General features: G+C 40.2%; 19 protein-coding genes. All 19 read left to right on the forward strand.

The window, feature by feature from the left end; translation table 11 throughout:
* Positions 1–314: 314 nt before the first annotated feature.
* The 19 genes from dsrA to DIZ80_13320 all read left to right on the forward strand — a co-directional run bounded on the left by dsrA (position 315) and on the right by DIZ80_13320 (position 18,766).
* Positions 315–1,565, forward strand: coding sequence for a dissimilatory-type sulfite reductase subunit alpha (gene dsrA / locus DIZ80_13230; protein RDH81076.1), 1,251 nt, complete (start codon positions 315–317; stop codon positions 1,563–1,565).
* Positions 1,566–1,656: 91 nt separating this feature from the next.
* Positions 1,657–2,727 carry a dissimilatory-type sulfite reductase subunit beta gene (dsrB, locus tag DIZ80_13235; GenBank protein ID RDH81681.1) on the forward strand — a complete coding sequence of 357 codons (1,071 nt, stop codon included), beginning with the start codon at positions 1,657–1,659 and terminating at the stop codon, positions 2,725–2,727.
* A gap of 14 nt (positions 2,728–2,741) precedes the next feature.
* Positions 2,742–3,134: a sulfurtransferase complex subunit TusD gene (gene tusD, locus DIZ80_13240; protein ID RDH81077.1), complete on the forward strand. Its 393-nt coding sequence runs from the start codon at positions 2,742–2,744 to the stop codon at positions 3,132–3,134.
* Between the two features lies 1 nt (position 3,135).
* Positions 3,136–3,540: a sulfurtransferase complex subunit TusC gene (gene tusC / locus DIZ80_13245; GenBank protein RDH81078.1), complete on the forward strand. Its 405-nt coding sequence runs from the start codon at positions 3,136–3,138 to the stop codon at positions 3,538–3,540.
* Between the two features lie 12 nt (positions 3,541–3,552).
* Positions 3,553–3,861 (forward strand): sulfurtransferase complex subunit TusB, encoded by a 309-nt coding sequence (gene dsrH / locus DIZ80_13250; protein RDH81079.1) that lies wholly within the window; start codon positions 3,553–3,555, stop codon positions 3,859–3,861.
* Between the two features lie 33 nt (positions 3,862–3,894).
* On the forward strand, positions 3,895–4,227 hold the full coding sequence (locus DIZ80_13255; GenBank protein ID RDH81080.1) for a sulfurtransferase TusE: 333 nt from the start codon (positions 3,895–3,897) through the stop codon (positions 4,225–4,227).
* Positions 4,228–4,445: 218 nt separating this feature from the next.
* Positions 4,446–5,255 carry a nitrate reductase gene (locus tag DIZ80_13260; GenBank protein ID RDH81081.1) on the forward strand — a complete coding sequence of 270 codons (810 nt, stop codon included), beginning with the start codon at positions 4,446–4,448 and terminating at the stop codon, positions 5,253–5,255.
* Between the two features lie 89 nt (positions 5,256–5,344).
* Positions 5,345–6,886: a reductase gene (locus DIZ80_13265; GenBank protein RDH81082.1), complete on the forward strand. Its 1,542-nt coding sequence runs from the start codon at positions 5,345–5,347 to the stop codon at positions 6,884–6,886.
* A gap of 211 nt (positions 6,887–7,097) precedes the next feature.
* Positions 7,098–9,068, forward strand: a complete 1,971-nt coding sequence (locus tag DIZ80_13270; protein ID RDH81083.1) for a glutamate synthase — start codon at positions 7,098–7,100, stop codon at positions 9,066–9,068.
* An 85-nt stretch (positions 9,069–9,153) separates the two neighbouring features.
* Positions 9,154–9,639: a hypothetical protein gene (locus DIZ80_13275; GenBank protein ID RDH81084.1), complete on the forward strand. Its 486-nt coding sequence runs from the start codon at positions 9,154–9,156 to the stop codon at positions 9,637–9,639.
* Positions 9,632–10,375: a 4Fe-4S ferredoxin gene (locus DIZ80_13280; protein RDH81085.1), complete on the forward strand. Its 744-nt coding sequence runs from the start codon at positions 9,632–9,634 to the stop codon at positions 10,373–10,375. Before DIZ80_13275 ends, DIZ80_13280 begins: the two co-directional genes overlap by 8 nt.
* A gap of 73 nt (positions 10,376–10,448) precedes the next feature.
* Positions 10,449–11,672, forward strand: coding sequence for a molybdopterin oxidoreductase (locus DIZ80_13285; GenBank protein ID RDH81086.1), 1,224 nt, complete (start codon positions 10,449–10,451; stop codon positions 11,670–11,672).
* Positions 11,673–11,767: 95 nt separating this feature from the next.
* Entirely contained in the window at positions 11,768–13,162 is a 1,395-nt protein-coding gene (locus tag DIZ80_13290; protein RDH81087.1) for a cobyrinic acid a,c-diamide synthase, read from the forward strand.
* Entirely contained in the window at positions 13,071–13,481 is a 411-nt protein-coding gene (locus DIZ80_13295) for an iron-sulfur cluster assembly accessory protein (GenBank protein RDH81088.1), read from the forward strand. The genes DIZ80_13290 and DIZ80_13295 overlap by 92 nt, the downstream gene beginning before the upstream one ends.
* A 27-nt stretch (positions 13,482–13,508) precedes the next feature.
* The gene (locus DIZ80_13300; protein RDH81089.1) at positions 13,509–14,924 is read left to right on the forward strand and encodes a hypothetical protein; all 1,416 of its coding nucleotides are present in this window, start codon (positions 13,509–13,511) and stop codon (positions 14,922–14,924) included.
* Positions 14,921–15,586, forward strand: coding sequence for a two-component system response regulator NarL (locus tag DIZ80_13305; GenBank protein RDH81090.1), 666 nt, complete (start codon positions 14,921–14,923; stop codon positions 15,584–15,586). Before DIZ80_13300 ends, DIZ80_13305 begins: the two co-directional genes overlap by 4 nt.
* A gap of 13 nt (positions 15,587–15,599) precedes the next feature.
* Positions 15,600–16,067, forward strand: coding sequence for a sulfurtransferase (locus DIZ80_13310; GenBank protein ID RDH81091.1), 468 nt, complete (start codon positions 15,600–15,602; stop codon positions 16,065–16,067).
* A 242-nt stretch (positions 16,068–16,309) separates the two neighbouring features.
* Positions 16,310–17,953 (forward strand): hypothetical protein, encoded by a 1,644-nt coding sequence (locus DIZ80_13315; GenBank protein ID RDH81092.1) that lies wholly within the window; start codon positions 16,310–16,312, stop codon positions 17,951–17,953.
* A 39-nt stretch (positions 17,954–17,992) separates the two neighbouring features.
* Positions 17,993–18,766, forward strand: coding sequence for a hypothetical protein (locus DIZ80_13320; protein ID RDH81093.1), 774 nt, complete (start codon positions 17,993–17,995; stop codon positions 18,764–18,766).
* Positions 18,767–18,948: the final 182 nt, after the last annotated feature.

Genomic DNA, 18,948 nt, shown 5'->3' on the forward strand with positions numbered 1-18,948 from the left:
CCGAATTTTTATGCGGAATGTAAGTATTTAGGGCGTGTTGCGTAATTAGCACCAAACAGCCCTATCCCATTTGGGATAGATAGAACTTCTTACACCCTCCCAAGGGATAGATGTTCTGAATGCTCAACTGCCCCTAAACTACATCCACTAAATTTGGGCGGCTCGTGTGCGTAAGCATTTGAGTCAAACAAAAGAATTTTTAATCGTATGGATTAAGTCTATTTAGACGAAACCATATATTTAAACTTAGCTAAGGGTAAGGCAGTAGCCCCCCCTATTTATAATAAACTGTCTTCCCTACTACGGAGATCGCCATGGCAGCAAAGAAGATTTATCCAACACCAATGCTTGATGTACTTGAAGAAGGTCCTTGGCCCTCATTCATTACAGGTATTAAAAACTTACGTGATAACCACGAAAACCAGTTCATCGCTGATGTAACTAGCTCACTTTTAGGTCAGCTTGAGCATTCATATGAAACTCGTAAGGGTTACTGGAAAGGCGGCACAGTTTCTGTATTCGGTTACGGCGGTGGTGTTATTCCTCGTTTCTCTGAAGTAGCGGATGCTTTCCCTGAATCTAAAGAGTTCCATACCATTCGTGTACAGCCTACTCCAGGTAACTACTACACAACTGATATGCTGAACAAGCTTGGCGATAGCTGGGAAAAGAATGGCTCAGGCCTTCAAACTTTCCACGGTCAGACGGGTAACATCATGTTCATCGGTACAACAACTGATGGCACACAGAAATTCTTTGATGATATCAACGACTACGGTTGGGATATGGGTGGTGCGGGTCCTTGTGTACGTACTGCTATGTCATGTGTTGGTGCAGCTCGTTGTGAAATGTCTAACTGTAATGAGCATGCTGCTCAGCGTTGGTTGGTTAACAACTTTACAGATGACGTTCATCGCCCAGCTCTTCCTTACAAATTTAAATTCAAAATCTCTGGTTGCCCTAACGATTGCCAAAATGCTATCGAACGTGCTGACTTTGCTGTTATTGGTACATGGCGCGATGATATGCGTGTTGACCAAGGCGAATTCAAAAACTACGTTGAAGCTAAAGGCCGTCAATACATCATTGATAACGTAATTACTCGTTGCCCAACTCAGGCACTTGCACTTAACGATGACGACACAATTGCTGTTGATAATCGTAACTGTGTACGTTGCATGCATTGCATCAACGTTATGCCTAAGGCACTTCGCCCTGGTACTGACAAGGGTGTAACTATCCTTATCGGTGGTAAGCGTACACTGAAAATCGGTGACCTTATGGGTACAGTTGTTGTTCCATTTAGAAAGCTTGATACTCGTGAAGATTACGAAGAAATGGTTGAGCTTGCTGAAGAAATCATTGATTTCTGGGCAGAAAATGGTCTTGAGCACGAACGTTGTGGTGAAATGATCGAGCGTATCGGTCTAGTTAACTTCCTTGAAGGTATCGACGTTGAAGTTGATCCGAATATGGTTAGCTCTACACGTCAAAGCTCTTACGTTCGTATGGACGGATGGGACGACGAAGCTATCAAATGGTTTGAGCGTAAAGCTGAAGCATAAGTAGCCGTTAAAAAAATCGGATAGCCGTGGCTTACCACGGCTATTTTTATAAGTTTAAATTTAAATATTTTTTGAGGAAATAATCATGGCAATGGCAGATATGCGTCCACCCATCGAGTCTGGATGCCCAGACGGTTTCCAGTACATGCATCCTACGATGCGTCGTAACTTTGGATTATGGAAATACCACACAGACCCTAAGCCTGGTGTTTTACGCCACGTTGCTGAAAGCGGCGAAGAAATCTTCACTGTTAAAGTAGGCACTCAACGTATCCTTGATATCTTTTCACTACGTGAACTGACTTCAATTGGTGATGAGTTTGCAGACGGTTACATTCGTTTCACTATCCGCTCTAACATCGAGTTTTACGTAACAGACGAATCTAAGGTTGACCCTTTGATCGAAGCTGTTGAAAAGCTAGGTTATGTTGTTGGTGGTACTAAGAACTCAGTAACTTCACTATCTCATACACAGGGCTGGTTACATTGTGACATCCCTGGTACTGATGCATCTGGCGTTGTTAAGTCAATGATGGATGAACTAATCGGTGAATTTAAAGCCTGGAACATGCCTAACCGTGTTCATATCACAACTTCTTGCTGCCAGATCAACTGTGGTGGCCAGGGTGATATCGCGATTAACGTACAGCACACTAAGCCACCTAAGATTGACCATGCACAAGTTTCAAACGTTTGTGAGCGTCCATCTGTTGTGGCACGTTGCCCAGTAGCTGCGATTCGTCCAGCAATGGTTGACGGCAAACCTTCATTAGAAGTTGATGAGAAGAAATGTATCTGTTGTGGTGCATGTTTCCCTCCTTGTCCTCCAATGATGATCAATGATGCTGAGCACTCTAAACTAGCTGTATGGGTTGGTGGTAACCACTCAAACGCTCGTGGCAAGCCTACTTTCCAGAAGCTTGTTGCTTCAGCTATTCCTAACAACCCACCTCGCTGGCCTGAAGCTGCGGGCATCGTTAAGTTAATTCTTAAATGCTACAAAGAAGATGCGCGCGACTGGGAACGTGTTGGTGAATGGGTTGAACGTATCGGCTGGCCTCGTTTCTTCGAGCTAACTGGCTTACCGTTCACTAAGTACCACATTGATAACTGGCGCGGAGCTCGTGCTAGCCTTAATGCTTCTACTCATATCCGTTTCTAAGAGGTTTTATGAAGATGAAATATAGCATTATGGTCAATGAGGGCCCTTATACTCATCAGGCATCTGATACTGCTTTGCAATTTTGCAAAGCGGCGTTAGACGCTGAACATGAAATCTTTCGAGTTTTCTTTTATCACGACGGCGTGAACAACGGTACTCGTTACACTGTTCCACCTCAAGATGATCGCAACATCCAGAAAGAATGGTCAAAACTTGCTGAAGCACATGAAATTGATTTAGTTATCTGTATTGCAGCGGCTCAACGCCGCGGCATCATGGATGCTGATGAAGCAAAACGTCAAGGTCTTGATGGCGATAACATCGCTCCTGGCTTCCGTATTTCTGGTTTAGGCCAGTTAATTGAAGGCGGCATCATTGCTGACCGTCAGTTAGTGTTTGGAGATTAAGATGGCGACTAAAAAATTCATGTTTGTAAATAGAAAAGCACCATACGGAACAGTGTATGCGCTTGAATCTTTAGAAGTTGTGTTAATCGGTGCTGCTTTTGAGCAGGACGTATCTTTAGCATTTATTGGTGACGGTGTTTTCCAGATTGCAAAAGGTCAGTCTACTGATGGCATTGGCATGAAGAACTTCTCTCCTACGTATAAAGCGTTAGGTGATTACGAAGTTACTAAACTTTATGTTGAAAAAGAGTCTCTTGAAGCTCGCGGACTAACATTAGACGATCTAATGCCTCTAGTCTGGGAAGATGAAGATGACGATTACGCTGAAAAGCCTTCTATTCGTCTAGTAAGCGCAGCAGAACTTGCTGAAGTTTTCGACGAACAAGACGTTGTTCTAAGCTTCTAAGGGGTAATAGATATGTCAACTTTACACACAGTAAATAAATCACCTTTTGAGCGTGACTCTCTGTCAGCTTGCATTCGTTTAGCCTCTAAAGGCCACGCGATTCTTCTTATTGAAGATGGCGTTTTCGGTGCACTAACAGGTACTGACCATTCTGATATGGTTTCAGGCGCAATGAAAGATGCATCAGTTTATGTATTAGGTCCCGATCTTGCTGCTCGCGGTATGAGCGAAGATCGTATAATCGACGGTATTCAGGTAGTTGATTATAGCGGATTTGTAGAACTAACGGCGAAGCACGACACGTGTCAGTCCTGGTTATAAACCTGTTTAACATTTCATACTTGGAGTATAGATATGCCTTTTGAAGCAAACGGTAAAACTTTTGAAACAGACGAAGAAGGTTACATGGTTGACCTACTATCTTGGGAACCTGATTGTGCAACTGTAATGGCTGAACTTGAAGACCAGCCTTTAACAGAAGCTCACTGGGAAGTTATTAACTTCTTACGTGAATACTATGACGAATACCAGATCGCTCCTGCAGTACGTGTACTGACTAAAGCGATTGGTAAGAAGCTTGGTAAAGATAAAGGTAACAGCAAGTACTTATACGAGCTATTCCCATACGGTCCTGGTAAGCAAGCATGTAAATATGCTGGTCTTCCTAAGCCAACTGGTTGCGTTTAATCTTAAACGTAATTAGATAAAGTTGGGGGAGATTCGTCTCCCCTGCTTTTATTTATTAAATATATTTTTTACAGATGTATTTAATAAGTAAAAGAAAACAAACTAAATCGTCAGCTGAAGCTAACATCTGCAGAATAACTGCAGGAGTTAACTTCAGCTGACGATTGGTGTACCCATAATTAATTTAACTGAATGAAGTAGCGGAGTACGACTAAAACATGTCAACTTTTATTGCATTACTTTTATCTGCAGCCACCGTATTTATGATACTTGGCCTGATGAGAAAAGCTCGTCAATATCGTGCAACCCCTGCACCTCTAAAAATCCCTGTTACTCCTGCACCAAAAACAACAGGTGGTGTTGTTCTTCGTTTAGCAAAAGAAGTTGTCTTGTTTGCATCTCTTTTCCGCTCAAACAAATGGACATGGTTATTTGGCTGGTTATTCCACGTCTCTCTATTATTGGCATTTGTACGTCACCTGCGTTACATCATTGATCCTGATGGAATGTTTGGTTTTATGATGCCAGTTATTGGTTTATGGATTGTACAAATTGCAGGCCAGTATGCAGCCTTCGGTATGCTTATTGGTTTAGGTGGTTTGTTAGCACGTCGCTTCCTGGTTGCACGTGTACGTTATATCTCAGCGCCTTCTGATTACCTGATGCTCATTTTAATTATGATGATTGCTTTTAGTGGTTTCTTAATGAGCTTCGTTTCTGGTTTTACTGTTGATATTGTTGCTGTAAAAGTATTTATGCTGGGAATTATGAATTTTGATTTACAAAATTTGCCTGAAGGCACAGCCCTTCTTGTACATTTATTATTAGTTGCTGTCTTAGGGTTTGTATTACCCATCAGTAAGCTGTTACACATTCCGGGCGTATTTTATGCACCGACTCGTAATCAGGTTGATAACCCTCGTGAAAAACGTCATATCGCTGACTGGGCAAAACCACTTGATGAAACACGTGAAAATTATCCAGAATTAGTAGCTGCACGCCAGCCTAAAACTGAAGAAGCTAAATAAGAATTTTTAATCTGAAGTTATTTAAAAGCTTCAGATTACTTAAAACGAATTAAAACGAACATAAGGTTCGTATAACGAGGAATCCAATAGTGGCTGATTACGAAGTTCCTGAAGTCAAAGAGTATGCGGTAGTACCATTGCCGAAAGATGATGTAACAAATCATCTTAAACCTTTTGTGGCAAAACCGGAATTCCAGGAAGCGATGGGCTATGAAGGCAAAAAAGTTCATGATGACCCTAAAGAAATGCCTGAATATGTTTTAGTTGATGGCTGGAAAGATAAAGCACTCGATAAAATGGGTGATCTTCTAGGTCGTTACCGTAGTTTGCAGGTTTTTATGGATTCTTGCGTTAAGTGTGGTGCCTGTACTGATAAGTGCCACTACTTTTTAGGCTCGGGCGATGCGAAAAACATGCCTGTTGCACGTCAGGATTTACTGCGCAGCGTTTACCGTCGTTACTTTACTTTTGCCGGTAAGTACTTCCCTAAACTGGTTGGTGCAAAAGATTTAACTGAAGACGTTATTGATGACTGGTACAGCTACTTCTACCAGTGTTCAGAATGTCGTCGTTGTGCAGTTTTCTGCCCATACGGTATTGATACCGCTGAAGTGACTATGGCTGCTCGTGAGATCCTGTCGCACATTGGTAAAGGCATGAAATACTCTAACGAGATCATCGGTAAAGTATTCACCATTGGTAACAACCTTGGTTTACCTGAAAAAGCATTAAAGAATGTACTTGAAGGTCTTGAAGAAGACGTTGAGTATGATATCGAAGTGGAAGTTAAATTCCCACTTGATGAAAAAGGTAAAGACGTTCTATTGGTTACACCTTCAGCTGACTTCTTCGCAGAACCTCATATTGATGGCTTGATTGGTTACGCAAAAGTATTCCACCAGACTAACACTAGCTGGACATTAAGTTCGATTGCATCTGAAGCCGGTAACTTTGGTTTATTTGTCGGTTCTTACGAAAATATGCAGCGTATTTCAATGCGCGTTCGTGAAGCAGCATTACAGCTTGGCGTTAAACGTATTGTATATGGTGAGTGTGGTCACGCATGGCGCGTTGGTTACAGCTTCTTAAATACATTAGCCGGCCCATTTGATTTCTTAGATCAAAACTACCCTATTCCTCAGCATATCTGCGAGTTTACTTTAGATAAACTTGAGAAAGGTGAGCTGACAATTGATAAATCACGTAACGATGATAAAACCGTTACTTTCCACGATTCATGTAATGTGGCACGTGGTTCAGGCATGGGTACCGAGCCTGGTGGTCAATTTACAATTCCTCGCGCAGTTATTAAAGCAGTATGTAATAACTACGTTGATATGGAAAAAGACACAATCCATGATGCTACTTTCTGTTGTGGTGGTGGCGGTGGTCTGTTAACAGACGACCTGATGGAAATACGCGTTAAGGGTATTTTACCTCGTGCAACTGCACTGATTAATGCGAAAGAAGAATCTGGTGTGACTCACATGGCGGCAATTTGCGCTATTTGTAAGAGTCAGTTCACCAAAGTACTGCCATATTATGGCTTTACAATGGACCAGATAGTGAGTGTTCACCAATTAGTAAGTGATGCGATTGTTCTGGAAGGTCAGGTAGACCCTGAAGATTAACGCTTATTATTTGGGGTAAAACTCAAAAAAACAGAATTTTATAAACGATTTTGTTGCAGTACATCATCTGAAATTAACGGATGGTCAAATTTGGAAAAGGTTTTTTTACAAAAGTAAATACCTCTTTTTCAAAAGAGACATATCCCTATAAACCAGTATGATACGCCGCAACTTAATTTTTAACTATACGTTTAGCCTATAGGAGAACAGCATGGCAACTTCAAAAGAAGACATGCAGACTAACAACTTGACTACTCGCCGCTATAAAGAAGGCGATTCAGAATGGTCAAGCATGCACGATAAGATATTTTTAGAAGACACTTCATATAAGTGTCCTACATACGTGCACCGCACTCCACCTTGTCAGGGCAGCTGTCCTTCAGGTGAGGATATTCGCGGTTGGTTAGATATCGTTCGCGGTATCGAAACTCCACCAGAAGGCATGACTAAAGAAGAGTATGCATTCCAACGCTCAACAACTGCTAACCCTTTCCCTGCAATGATGGGTCGTGTTTGCCCTGCTCCTTGTCAGGACGGTTGTAACCGTAATGATCTTGATGACTTCGTTGGTATCAACTCAGTTGAGCAGTACATTGGTGACAGTGCATTCTCTGAAAAATATAAATTTGCTGGTCTTCCAGACTTAGGTGATAAGAAAGTTGCTATCATCGGTGGTGGTGTTGCCGGTATGTCAGCTGCATATCACTTACGTAAGTTTGGTATTGCTTCTACTATCTTTGACGATCACGCTGAACTTGGCGGCATGATGCGTTACGGTATCCCTGGCTACCGTACTCCACGTGATGTAATGAATCACGAATGCATGCGTATCCTTGATATGGGCGGCATTGAAACTAAATTAAATACACGTGTTGGTAAAGACGTTCCTGTTGCAGATCTTGAAAAAGATTACGATGCAGTATTATGGGCATTAGGTTGTAAGAATGGCCGTGGTCTGTTTATCGAAGACTGGAAAGACGTTCCTAACTGTGTAACTGCTGTAGATTTCCTTGAGCAATTTAACCTGGGTGAAATGAAGTACACAGGTAAAAAGATTGTTTGTGTAGGTGGTGGTGATACCTCTATCGATGTTGTTTCAGTATCACGTCGTATCGGTACATTAAAAGCAATGGGCGACGAAAAGCCTGAAGATTCAGCAGAAGGTCGTGTTAAGCACGGTGATATAGCTGATGCAGATAAAGAGCCATGCACAAATGTTACGCTAACTGCACTTTTCAAGCAGGAAGAAATGACTGCTGCAGAGCACGAAGTTAATGATGCGCTTGTAGAAGGCGTAACAATCATGAACGAAGTAATGCCTGTTGAAATCATTAAAGATGCTGATGGCCGTGCAACTGCACTTAAATTAGTAGACAGCAAGTTCGAAAATAATGCACCTGTTGCAGTTGAAGGCGGCAAAGAGTACATCGTAGAGTGTGATCTTATCGTTTCTGCAATCGGTCAGTTTGGTGACCTTGAAGGCACAGAAGACATGGACAACGGTCGTTCATTAATCGACGCTGACAAGTTCTTCCAGGTTCCTGGTAAGCCGGGTCACTTCGTTGCTGGTGATATTGTTCGTCCTCACCTGTTAACAACTGCGATTGGTCAGGGTTCTGTTGTTGCTGAAACTATCAAGCAATTCATTGAACAGAAAGAAGTTAAGAAACGTCCTAAAGTTGATGTTCATCACTTCAATATTATGAATAAGTTAAACGAAGCTGATCTGGCACCAACCGATTATAACTACGGTTTATCAGAAGATGAGCAACGTGGTACTGATAGCAGTGATTATGCTATTCATAACTACCAGGATCGTTCTGAAAAAGAAATTATATCTACTGATAGAATGTTCATGGGACATTTTGAAGCTGAAGCTCGTAACCTACGTACTGAAGATGTTCCATCATCAGATGCGGTATTAGGTCACTTTGCTGAACGTATGAACGGTCTGGCTGAAGAAGGCGCTGTTGCTGAAGCAAATCGTTGCATGAGCTGTGGCATGTGCTTCGAATGTGATAACTGCGTTATCTTCTGTCCTCAGGATGCTGTATTCAGAGTGAAGAAAGATCAGGCTACTACTGGTCGTTATGTAGACACTGACTACTCTAAATGTATCGGTTGTCACATCTGCTCAGACGTATGTCCTACTGGTTACATCGACATGGGTATGGGTGAGTAATTAATTAACCTGCACCTGGCAAACAGTTTGTTTGTCAGGTGTTTTTTTATTAATTATTAATTATTTTTAACTTTTGGAGTTACTAATGCAGCAGTTGAAAAAACGCATGCATAACACTTTAATCACAATCGCGGGATTAGTCGTACTGGCTACTTCCGCTTTTGCGTTTGCAGGTGAAAAACCATCTTTTGCACCTAAAGTTCCACATCCAACAAATGGAACTACGGAATGCGTGCAACCTGAAGATGAAATGAAAAAGAATCACATGAATTACATACTTCATCAACGTGATGAAACTATGCATAATGGGATTCGCACTGAAACTTATAGCCTTAAAAAATGCATTAACTGTCACGTGCCTGAAAATTCAACAGCACGCTTTGGTGATGACAAGCATTTTTGCAGTAGTTGTCATAACTTTACTGGCGTGAGCATTGACTGCTTCCAGTGTCATATGGATCGCCCCATGAAAAATAAAGCTATGGGCAAAAACCCACATAACGCGCAAGTTTCAAAACCTGTATCAACTGTCATAGCAGACACTTCAAAAGAGGGAGATAACAATGAGTAATACTGACGTTAATATTTCCCGCCGAAGTTTTGTAAGTAATTCAGCAACTGCTGCAGCAGCTTTAACCATTGCACCAGGTGTGTTTTTGCATACAGTAGCTGAAGCAAAACCTGCTGATCAGGCTGTTACCAGTGATGTTCGCTGGGGTATGCTGATTGATACGGCTAAATGCGCTTCTGGGTGCACCGCTTGCGTAAGTGCCTGTAATACTGAAAACGGTATTGCATCACACGACCGTCCAAGAACTGACCAGCAGTGGATTCGTAAAGTAACACTTCGTGACAAGCAAACTAAACACGAAATTTCACTTCCAATGATGTGCCAGCACTGTGAGTCACCTCCATGTGTTGATGTATGCCCTACTGGTGCTTCAATGAAGCGTGCTGATGGCATTGTACTGGTTGATCGTCACATCTGTATTGGTTGCCGTTATTGCATGATGGCCTGCCCATATAAAGCGCGTTCATTTGCACATGAAACAGTTGAAAATGTCGTTGATTACCAACCACGTGGTAAAGGAACAGTTGAATCCTGCACGATGTGTGTTCACCGAGTTGACGAAGGCGGTACACCTGCCTGTGTTGAAGCCTGTTCAGAAGCTGAGCACGGTGCAATGATCTTTGGTGATATTAAAGATCCTGATAGCGAAATATCTAAGCAGTTAGTTGAACACGGTGGTAAGCAAATCCGTGCTGATCTGGGCTTAAATACAGGTGTTCGTTACCGCGGTATTTAAAATATATTTGCCACAGCCAGTCTGTGGCAAAGCTTTAAACAAATTTACAGGTATTAGAGATTAGTTGAAGACTATGAAAAAAATACATTTAGAACATATAGAAGGTAAAAGCACTGGCTATCTGGGTTTAATCGCTCTATTGGGCATGTTTATACTAGGCGCAATTGGCTCAATGCTTTATATGGAGCATGAAGGCCACTGGGTTTCAGGCATGGACAACCAGATAGTATGGGGTCTGCCTCATGTATTTGCGGTTTTCTTAATCGTTGCTGCATCTGGTGCACTTAACGTTGCATCTATCTCTTCTGTTTTCCAAAAGAAAATATATAAACCCTTAGCACCGCTATCCACGTTAGTTGCTCTTGCACTACTAACCGGTGGTTTAATGGTACTGGTACTCGATTTAGGTCGCCCGGATCGTTTAATCGTTGCTATGACTTACTATAACTTCAAATCTATCTTTGCATGGAACATGATTTTATATAATGGTTTCTTCGTGATAGTCGGTGTTTATGCCTGGTTTATGCTTGACCGTACAATGAAAAAATATAGCCGCTACGCGGGTATTGCAGCATTTGTATGGCGCTTAGCATTAACAACTGGTACTGGTTCTATATTCGGTTTCATCGTTGCACGCTCTGGTTATGACATGGCAATGATGGCGCCTATGTTTGTGATTATGTCGTTCTCATTTGGTCTGGCATTTTTCATACTTGTATTACTTGCCTCTTATAACGGTACCGGTCGCCCACTCGGTGATGCTGTCGTTAACCGTTTACGCAGCCTGCTAGGTACGTTTGTATTCGCAACACTTTATTTTGTAATCGTATATCACTTATCTAACCTGTATGCGACAGAGCATCATGGTTATGAAGCCTTTATTCTTTTAGGTGAAAGTGGTGGCGAGACTTACTCTAATATATTCTGGATCGGTCAGATTTTCTTAGGCAGTCTTTTACCCATTGCTATGATATACGCACCTGGTGTTAAAAACTGTCGTAAAACATTAGCCGCTGCATGTTTACTGGTTGTACTGGGTGGTTTTGCTGCAATGTACACAATCATTATTGCAGGTCAGGCATACCCAATGGAAATGTTCCCGGGAATGGAGGTAGTAAGTACTACTTTCTTTGATGGCGCAACTACACAATATTCAGCTAGTCTACCTGAGTTATTATTAGGTTTAGGCGGTTTAGCCATGACACTGATTATGATTGCACTGGGCATTAAAGTGCTGGGTTTCTTACCTGCAACTTTAGAAGACTCGGTTGCTGATCCACACCATAAGGCTGACTAAGGTTTAGTACACTTTTTCAAGCTTTAAGCAGACGGCTCGAAGATTACTTCGGGCCGTTTGTGTTTTAGATTCTGCGAGATAACGTAAATAAAGATATGTCACATTTCTTAATTTCAGCGGCACATAAGTCCTCAGGCAAAACGACCCTGAGCATAGGGTTATGTGCCGCATTAGCCGAATCCGGTTCTATTGTTCAACCATTTAAAAAAGGCCCTGACTATATTGATCCAATGTGGTTAAGCAAAGCAGCTAATCGCCCCTGCCATAATCTTGATTTCTACACTATGCAGGAAAGTGAAATCATAGAGACTGTAGCAAGATATTCAAACGATGCAGATATAACGGTTATTGAAGGAAATAAAGGTCTGTACGATGGCCTTGACCTGGATGGTAGTAATTCAAATGCAGCCCTCGCTTCACTCGTTAAAGCACCTGTCATTCTCGTTTTAGATGCTCGTGGTATGACCCGGGGAATAGCACCATTAATTCTCGGTTATCAGGCTTTTGACAATGATATAAATATTGCAGGGGTGATATTAAATCAACTGGGCGGTAGTCGTCACGAAAGTAAACTTCATGCGGTTATAGAACATTATACTGATGTAAAAGTTATTGGTTCAGTGTATAAAAACCCTGCCCTGTCAATTGATGAGCGTCATCTAGGTTTGATGCCGAGTAATGAAGATGATTCTGCCGATGTTAAAATCAGGCAGATTCGCGACATTGTTAAAGATCAGGTAGATTTAGATTTATTACGCTCTATTGCAAATAAAGCCCCGGCATTACCTGAGTCTGACATTCAGAAACAGGAAACAATACAAATCACTTCACCACTTAAAATTGGTATTGTCGAAAATGATGCATTTGGTTTTTATTACCCTGACGACCTGGATGCCATTCGTGAAACCGGTGCTGAACTAGTCAGTATCGACAATATACGTGATAAGTCACTACCAGAGATAGACGCTTTATTTATCGGCGGCGGCTTCCCTGAAACTCGCATCAATGAACTTCAGGAAAATCGTGTTATACGCGAACAAATAAAACAGTCTTTAGAAAATGGCCTGCCCTGTTATGCCGAATGCGGTGGTTTAATGTATTTAAGCCGCAGCCTCAGCTGGAACGAGCAGAAAGGTGATATGGTTGGATTCATTCCAGCTGATTGCGTTATGCACAAAGCGCCTCAGGGCCGTGGTTACATTAAACTCGAAGAAACAGCCCATCACCCATGGGCAACATTTAAACCTACTCCAGAGCCTGTTATCGCGGGCCATGAATTTCATTATTCTGCGCTTGAAAATCTCGATGCGAATGTTAAATTTGCTTATCAGGTAAAGCGTGGTTCAGGTATCAATGGTAAGTCTGATGGAATCGTAATCAATAATACACTGGCCTGTTATGCTCACTTGCGCGACACAGCCGCCAACCACTGGGCACAACGTTTTATTCAGTTTGTGCAAGATTGTAAACAAAAAAACCGGAATTCTTAATATGAATATGATCAAATTAACACCCGCAGCCGCCAAGATGATAAAACATTCGGCCAAAGAAGGTAATCTGGATGGCTTACCACTACGCCTCGCCTGCACAAAAATGCAGGACGGTAGTTATCATTACGGCATGGGTTTTGATGATGTAAAAGAAGATGATATTACTCATACGTCTGAAGGCATTGACCTGATCGTATCAGTGACTGCCAATGAATTTATGAATGGCATGACCATTGATTATGTTGAAATTGAAGAAGGTAAAGAACAGTTTATTTTTATGAACCCGAATGATCCAGCTTACGTTAAACCAGCTGAATAAAAATGAGCTTTTGAGTAAACAGATAACATGTCATTTTCAGAACGTATTTATTATGAGGTTAAACAAATGTCCAACCGGCATTTGTTTAACTGTATTTCTGCGTTATTTATATTATTGCTTTCTCTGATACTTAGTAGTTTCTGGTTAGCAAATACAGAAACCAGCAAATCACTTGCTCTGAGTGTTCAGATAACATTAATCATTTCAATCTTTATCAGTATTTCCTATATAGCCCTGACTAATCAGAAAAAACAGTCATCAAATAGTCAGCAGCAACACAGGGCTCAACAAATTCTTTATAACATCACTACCGCTGTTAATACGGGACGTGAATTAAAAGAAATTTTGGGCCTTTTCTGCAAAAACACATACGAAGAATTACAGGCACTAAATGTTTCTGTGTGGCTAATCACTGAAAATAACTGGCTTGAATATATTACTGGCTCCGGAATTGATCCAAACATAGTCTCTCAACAAAAACGAATTAAAATTACCCGCGAACTCGCCAGTACATTAATTGAAAATTCGATTATTCATGACAATGAACACGTTACCCGCCTGGCTGAAATACTGCAGTGTGATGTTTCTGATGATAACCGTTCATATTATTTACCTCTGCACCACAATAATCGTACGTTAGGTGTTGTCAGAATAAAATCAAACCAGTTACCTATTATCAATCAAAACAATTTATATGAACTATTTTCTACATTAGCAGAGCAACTTTGCAACTCGATAGAAAAAGCCAAGCAGGATCAGGAATCTCGTCGCATGATCATTATGCAGGAACGTAGTTTGATTGCGAATGAACTACATGACTCATTGGCTCAAACACTGGCAAGTTTACGTTTTCAGGTGCGAGTACTTGATGAAACATTACAACCAACAGCTGAATATCAGTCCATTCGAGGTATAGAACAAGTTGAGAATAGCCTTGATGAAGCCTATTCTGATTTACGTGAATTAATAGCACATTGTCGAACACCTATAGATAAGCAGGGCCTCATACCTGCTGTTGAAAAAATTATTTCTCGCATGCGTAAAGACTCTGGAACACATATTCTACTGCAGAAAGAATGGGATGATTCTGACTTACCACCAAACCTTGAAATGCATATATTCCGTATTGTTCAGGAAGCGATGAACAATATTCGTAAACACAGTAACGCTCAAAATGTTCGCCTGATGTTTCGCTGTGATGAGCATGGACATCATCATATTTTGATAGAAAATGATGGCCGAGGATTTAAAATTCCCAAAGAAAATGACCACCCGGGAAAACACGTAGGTCTGAGCATTATGAGTGAACGTGCAAACTATCTGGGCGGTGAATTGCGGGTAGAAAGCGATCCGGATGAAGGCACTCGTATCGACCTTAATTTTACATATAGTAGTGATACAGATCATGACCCACTACAAAGACTATCGGAGATAAGCTCTTGAGTATGCGCGTATTAATTATTGATGACCACGCACTATTTAGAGTTGGCTTACAGGGCCTGCTTGAACAGCGAGGAATTGAAGTTATCGATGCGGTAGCTGAAGGATCAAAAGGCCTCATCCTAATTGACGAACTAAAACCGGATATCGTACTGCTTGATTTACGTATGCCGGATATGAGTGGTCTTGAAGTTTTACAGAAAGCCAAAGAACAAAAAGTTGAAATACCGATTGTAATGTTAACAACAAGTAATGAAGAGCAGGACCTTGTTGAAGCACTTAGAAATGGTGCTCAGGGTTACCTGTTAAAAGATATGGAACCGGATGAACTGGTTAGCGCTTTACGTGACATTGAAAAAGGTAAAAGTGTTGTTGCTCATGGACTCACTGATGTACTGGCCAAAATGGTTCAGGGTGACCCTATTGAAGTTAAACAAAAAGAAACGCCTTTCTCGGCACTCACTCCACGAGAACTTGAGATTTTATGTTTACTTGCTGACGGACAAAGCAATAAAGTAATCGCCAGAAATCTGGGCATATCAGATGGCACGGTAAAACTTCATGTTAAAGCAATACTCAGAAAGCTGGAAGTACACTCACGAGTTGAAGCCGCTGTAATAGCCGTTGAGCAGGGTCTCAGACAAAAGCAGAAAAAAGATAGCTAAGCAGGGTATAAAAATGAAAACGTTCAGATCACTTATTGATGATGTACTACCTAATATAAACGAAATATTTCCCTGGGATCTGGAAGAAAAACTGAATGAGTCAGAAGAAATTCTGCTGATTGATATAACCGAAGCAACTGAATATGCCACAGTGCATATTCACAATTCAATTAACCTTCCACGCGGCGTTCTTGAATCTGGTTGTGACTGGGGTTACACAGATACCCTGCCTGAACTCGCTTCAGCGAGAGATAAAGAGGTTATTGTTATTTGTCGATCAGGTAATCGTAGTGCCCTGGCCGCATTTACAATGCAACTTCTAGGTTTTACTAATGTAAGCTCATTAAAAACCGGTTTACGCGGCTGGTTTGATTATGAACTCCCCCTTTATGATAACAATAATAATGAAGTAGATGAAGATGATGCTGATGCATATTTCAGTCAAACCCCTTCGGCCGAACAGATGGGGCCAGGTGAGTGATATAACGAAAATAGATAATATCAGCAAATAATTAAAAATTATTTCGTCTATTTTCGTTCATTTTTTTTAAACCAGACAATTTAACATCAAATTTTATTATTATTTTCAAACAGTTATAATTCATATCTATTTTAATTGCCGCACTGAAAATTGAACTACCTTTAAGGGTGGTTTACATCAATTCTTATACACCTAAACTATAAAATATAGTCATTAACTGAATCATGGTGTAAGAATTATATATGGTTAATACAAGCCTACACACTAGACCTGGAGCAATCAAACTACTGCTGGTCATTGGTTTTTCTCTGGTTCTTTTCATACTACTAGTCATTGCTTTACTAGGCTTAAGCAGTGCATCATCATTTTCCAATAAACTAACCCAGACGGTCCAAAATAATAATATCCGAACACAATACGCAAATAAAATGCGTAACTCATCATACGAACGAATTAATCTATTACACCAGATGGTACGTACCGTAGATCCATTTGAGCGAGATGCACTCTTTATAAAATTTCGTGAACGCGGCAGTGTATTTTTAGAGGCCAGAGAGAAAATCATCCAATTGGGTCTAAACAGGGAAAGCCAGAAACTTATAGACCTACAACGTAAATTCTCCTCTATTGCTGGGCCAATTCAATATAAGGTTATTGAGCTATTAAATGTAGGTCAAACAGAAAATGCTATTAATATTTTAATTAACAAGGTTATTCCTGCACAGGATAATGCAATTAAAAAAGTAGATGAATTCATTCATTTACAGCAACTATATAACAATAATTCACTGCTCTTAACGAATAAAGAGTTTAAAAAATCATTTGAAATAATTACATTACTAACAATACTGAGTATTCTGATTGCTATATTAGCATCTGGATTTATACTGAAACGCACTAATCTCATCTTCAAAGCTTTATACAATAGCGAGTTACGTGAGAAGGTAATACGAGAAAATATTGTTGATACCGTAGTCACATACAATGACCTGGGAATCATAAAATCATGCAACAAAGCTGTCAGCCATGTATTTGGGTATAAAGCAGAAAATATTATTGGCGAACAGATTACCAGACTTGTATCAGCCGATGATATTATGCATACCGACATTGAGCTGGAAACATCTCAGACAGATAACATAGTTAACACTTCACGCCAGATCACCAGCTTCCATAAAGATGGTACTCAAATATATCTGAATATTGGCATCAGTAAAGTCATTGTTAATAACAAGGTATTATATATCGCTATATTAAGCGATATCACCGAACAAATTCATGCTGAAGAATCACTGCGAAAACTAAATGAAGACCTTGAGACAAGAGTTGCAGATAGAACAACCGAACTGCAACTAGCAAATACACAATTAAAATATCAGGCAAATCACGATACTGTCACTAACCTTCCAAATAGAATTTTCCTTAATGAACATCTGCAAAAAACCTTGATCAACGCAAGAAGACAGAACAAAAAAACGGCTGTATTTTTTCTTGATATTGATGGATTCAAAAACATTAATGATACCCATGGCCATGAAACCGGCGATCTACTTCTAAAAGAAATTGGTAAGAAAATCACTAGTTCACTTCGCCTGTCAGACGTTGTTGCACGTGTTGGTGGTGATGAATTTATAGCTATATTAGACGACATATCTAACACTAGCCCGGTTGAATTAATAGCACATAAAATAATTGATGCCATCAGCACACCTTTCAATATAAATAATAATTTTTGCAACATTGGCGTTAGCATTGGTATCAGCATTTATCCAGATGACGGGCGCGACATGGACACGCTAATAAAACATGCTGATCAGGCTATGTATAAGATAAAAAGTACTGGTAAAAACAATTTGTATTTCTATAAAAAAATAGCTGGATGTTAGTAACCCTTAATTAAACTACATTATAAATATTTAAATAATATGAAATATACAACAATAAATCTAAAGCAACCAACATTATCAACAGGAGATGCCGGGCCATGCCTGAGCAAACCAGCATCAATTAGATGTGCTTCCTGTATTATGGATACATCATATTACTTTGATGAACTAAGCATAGAAGCGAAACGTGATTTGCAACCAAGTCTTAATCTGAAACTTTTTAACAAAAAAGATTTTCTATACAAGGAAGGAGATAAAAGCAAACATCTTTATATTTTGTTATCAGGTGAAGTTAAAGTATTCAAAACTCTCCAAAATGGAAACCAGCAAATCCATAAACTGGTACAGATTCCGGGGGATTTGATTGCATGTGAAGATTTATATCTTGAATCTCATGGAAGCACAGCCGAGGCACTAAATGATGTTAGCGTATGCCACTTGAGGTGTGATGACCTACATAGAAGCACTGAACGTTACCAGGAGATAGCATCCACCCTGATGCAGGCCATGTCACGAAATTTAAACTCTTACATTAAACATATCGCAAATCTTGGCCAAAAAAATGCACTTGAACGACTTGCATCATATCTTGTTTATTTAATTGACACACATCATGAACGACATTTGAAAAATCATTATCTGCATGACTTATTATCCAGAATTGAACTGGCAGATATGCTTGGTGTTACACAAAGAACACTTATTAGAAGCATCAAACAACTTGAATCCAATCATTATATTAAAATAAATAAAGACGGGTTTGTTATTCTCAATCAGCAAGCACTTGAAAAAATAAGCTCTGGAAATAACTAATTTACTAAACATACTCCACCCCTAACATTATTTTTTAAATTCATCTGTGCCATATACACTCTAATAGAATATATTTTTTTTAACACAAGTGACATTTTTCATTGCTGACACTTTCCCTCTAAGTAATTATTAATTTGCATTGATTAAAAGATACTGGCTGCTTGCTTTCATACAGGTTTAAT

The sequence above is a fragment of the endosymbiont of Galathealinum brachiosum genome, from assembly GCA_003349885.1.
Classification (GTDB): Bacteria; Pseudomonadota; Gammaproteobacteria; order SZUA-229; family SZUA-229; genus SZUA-229.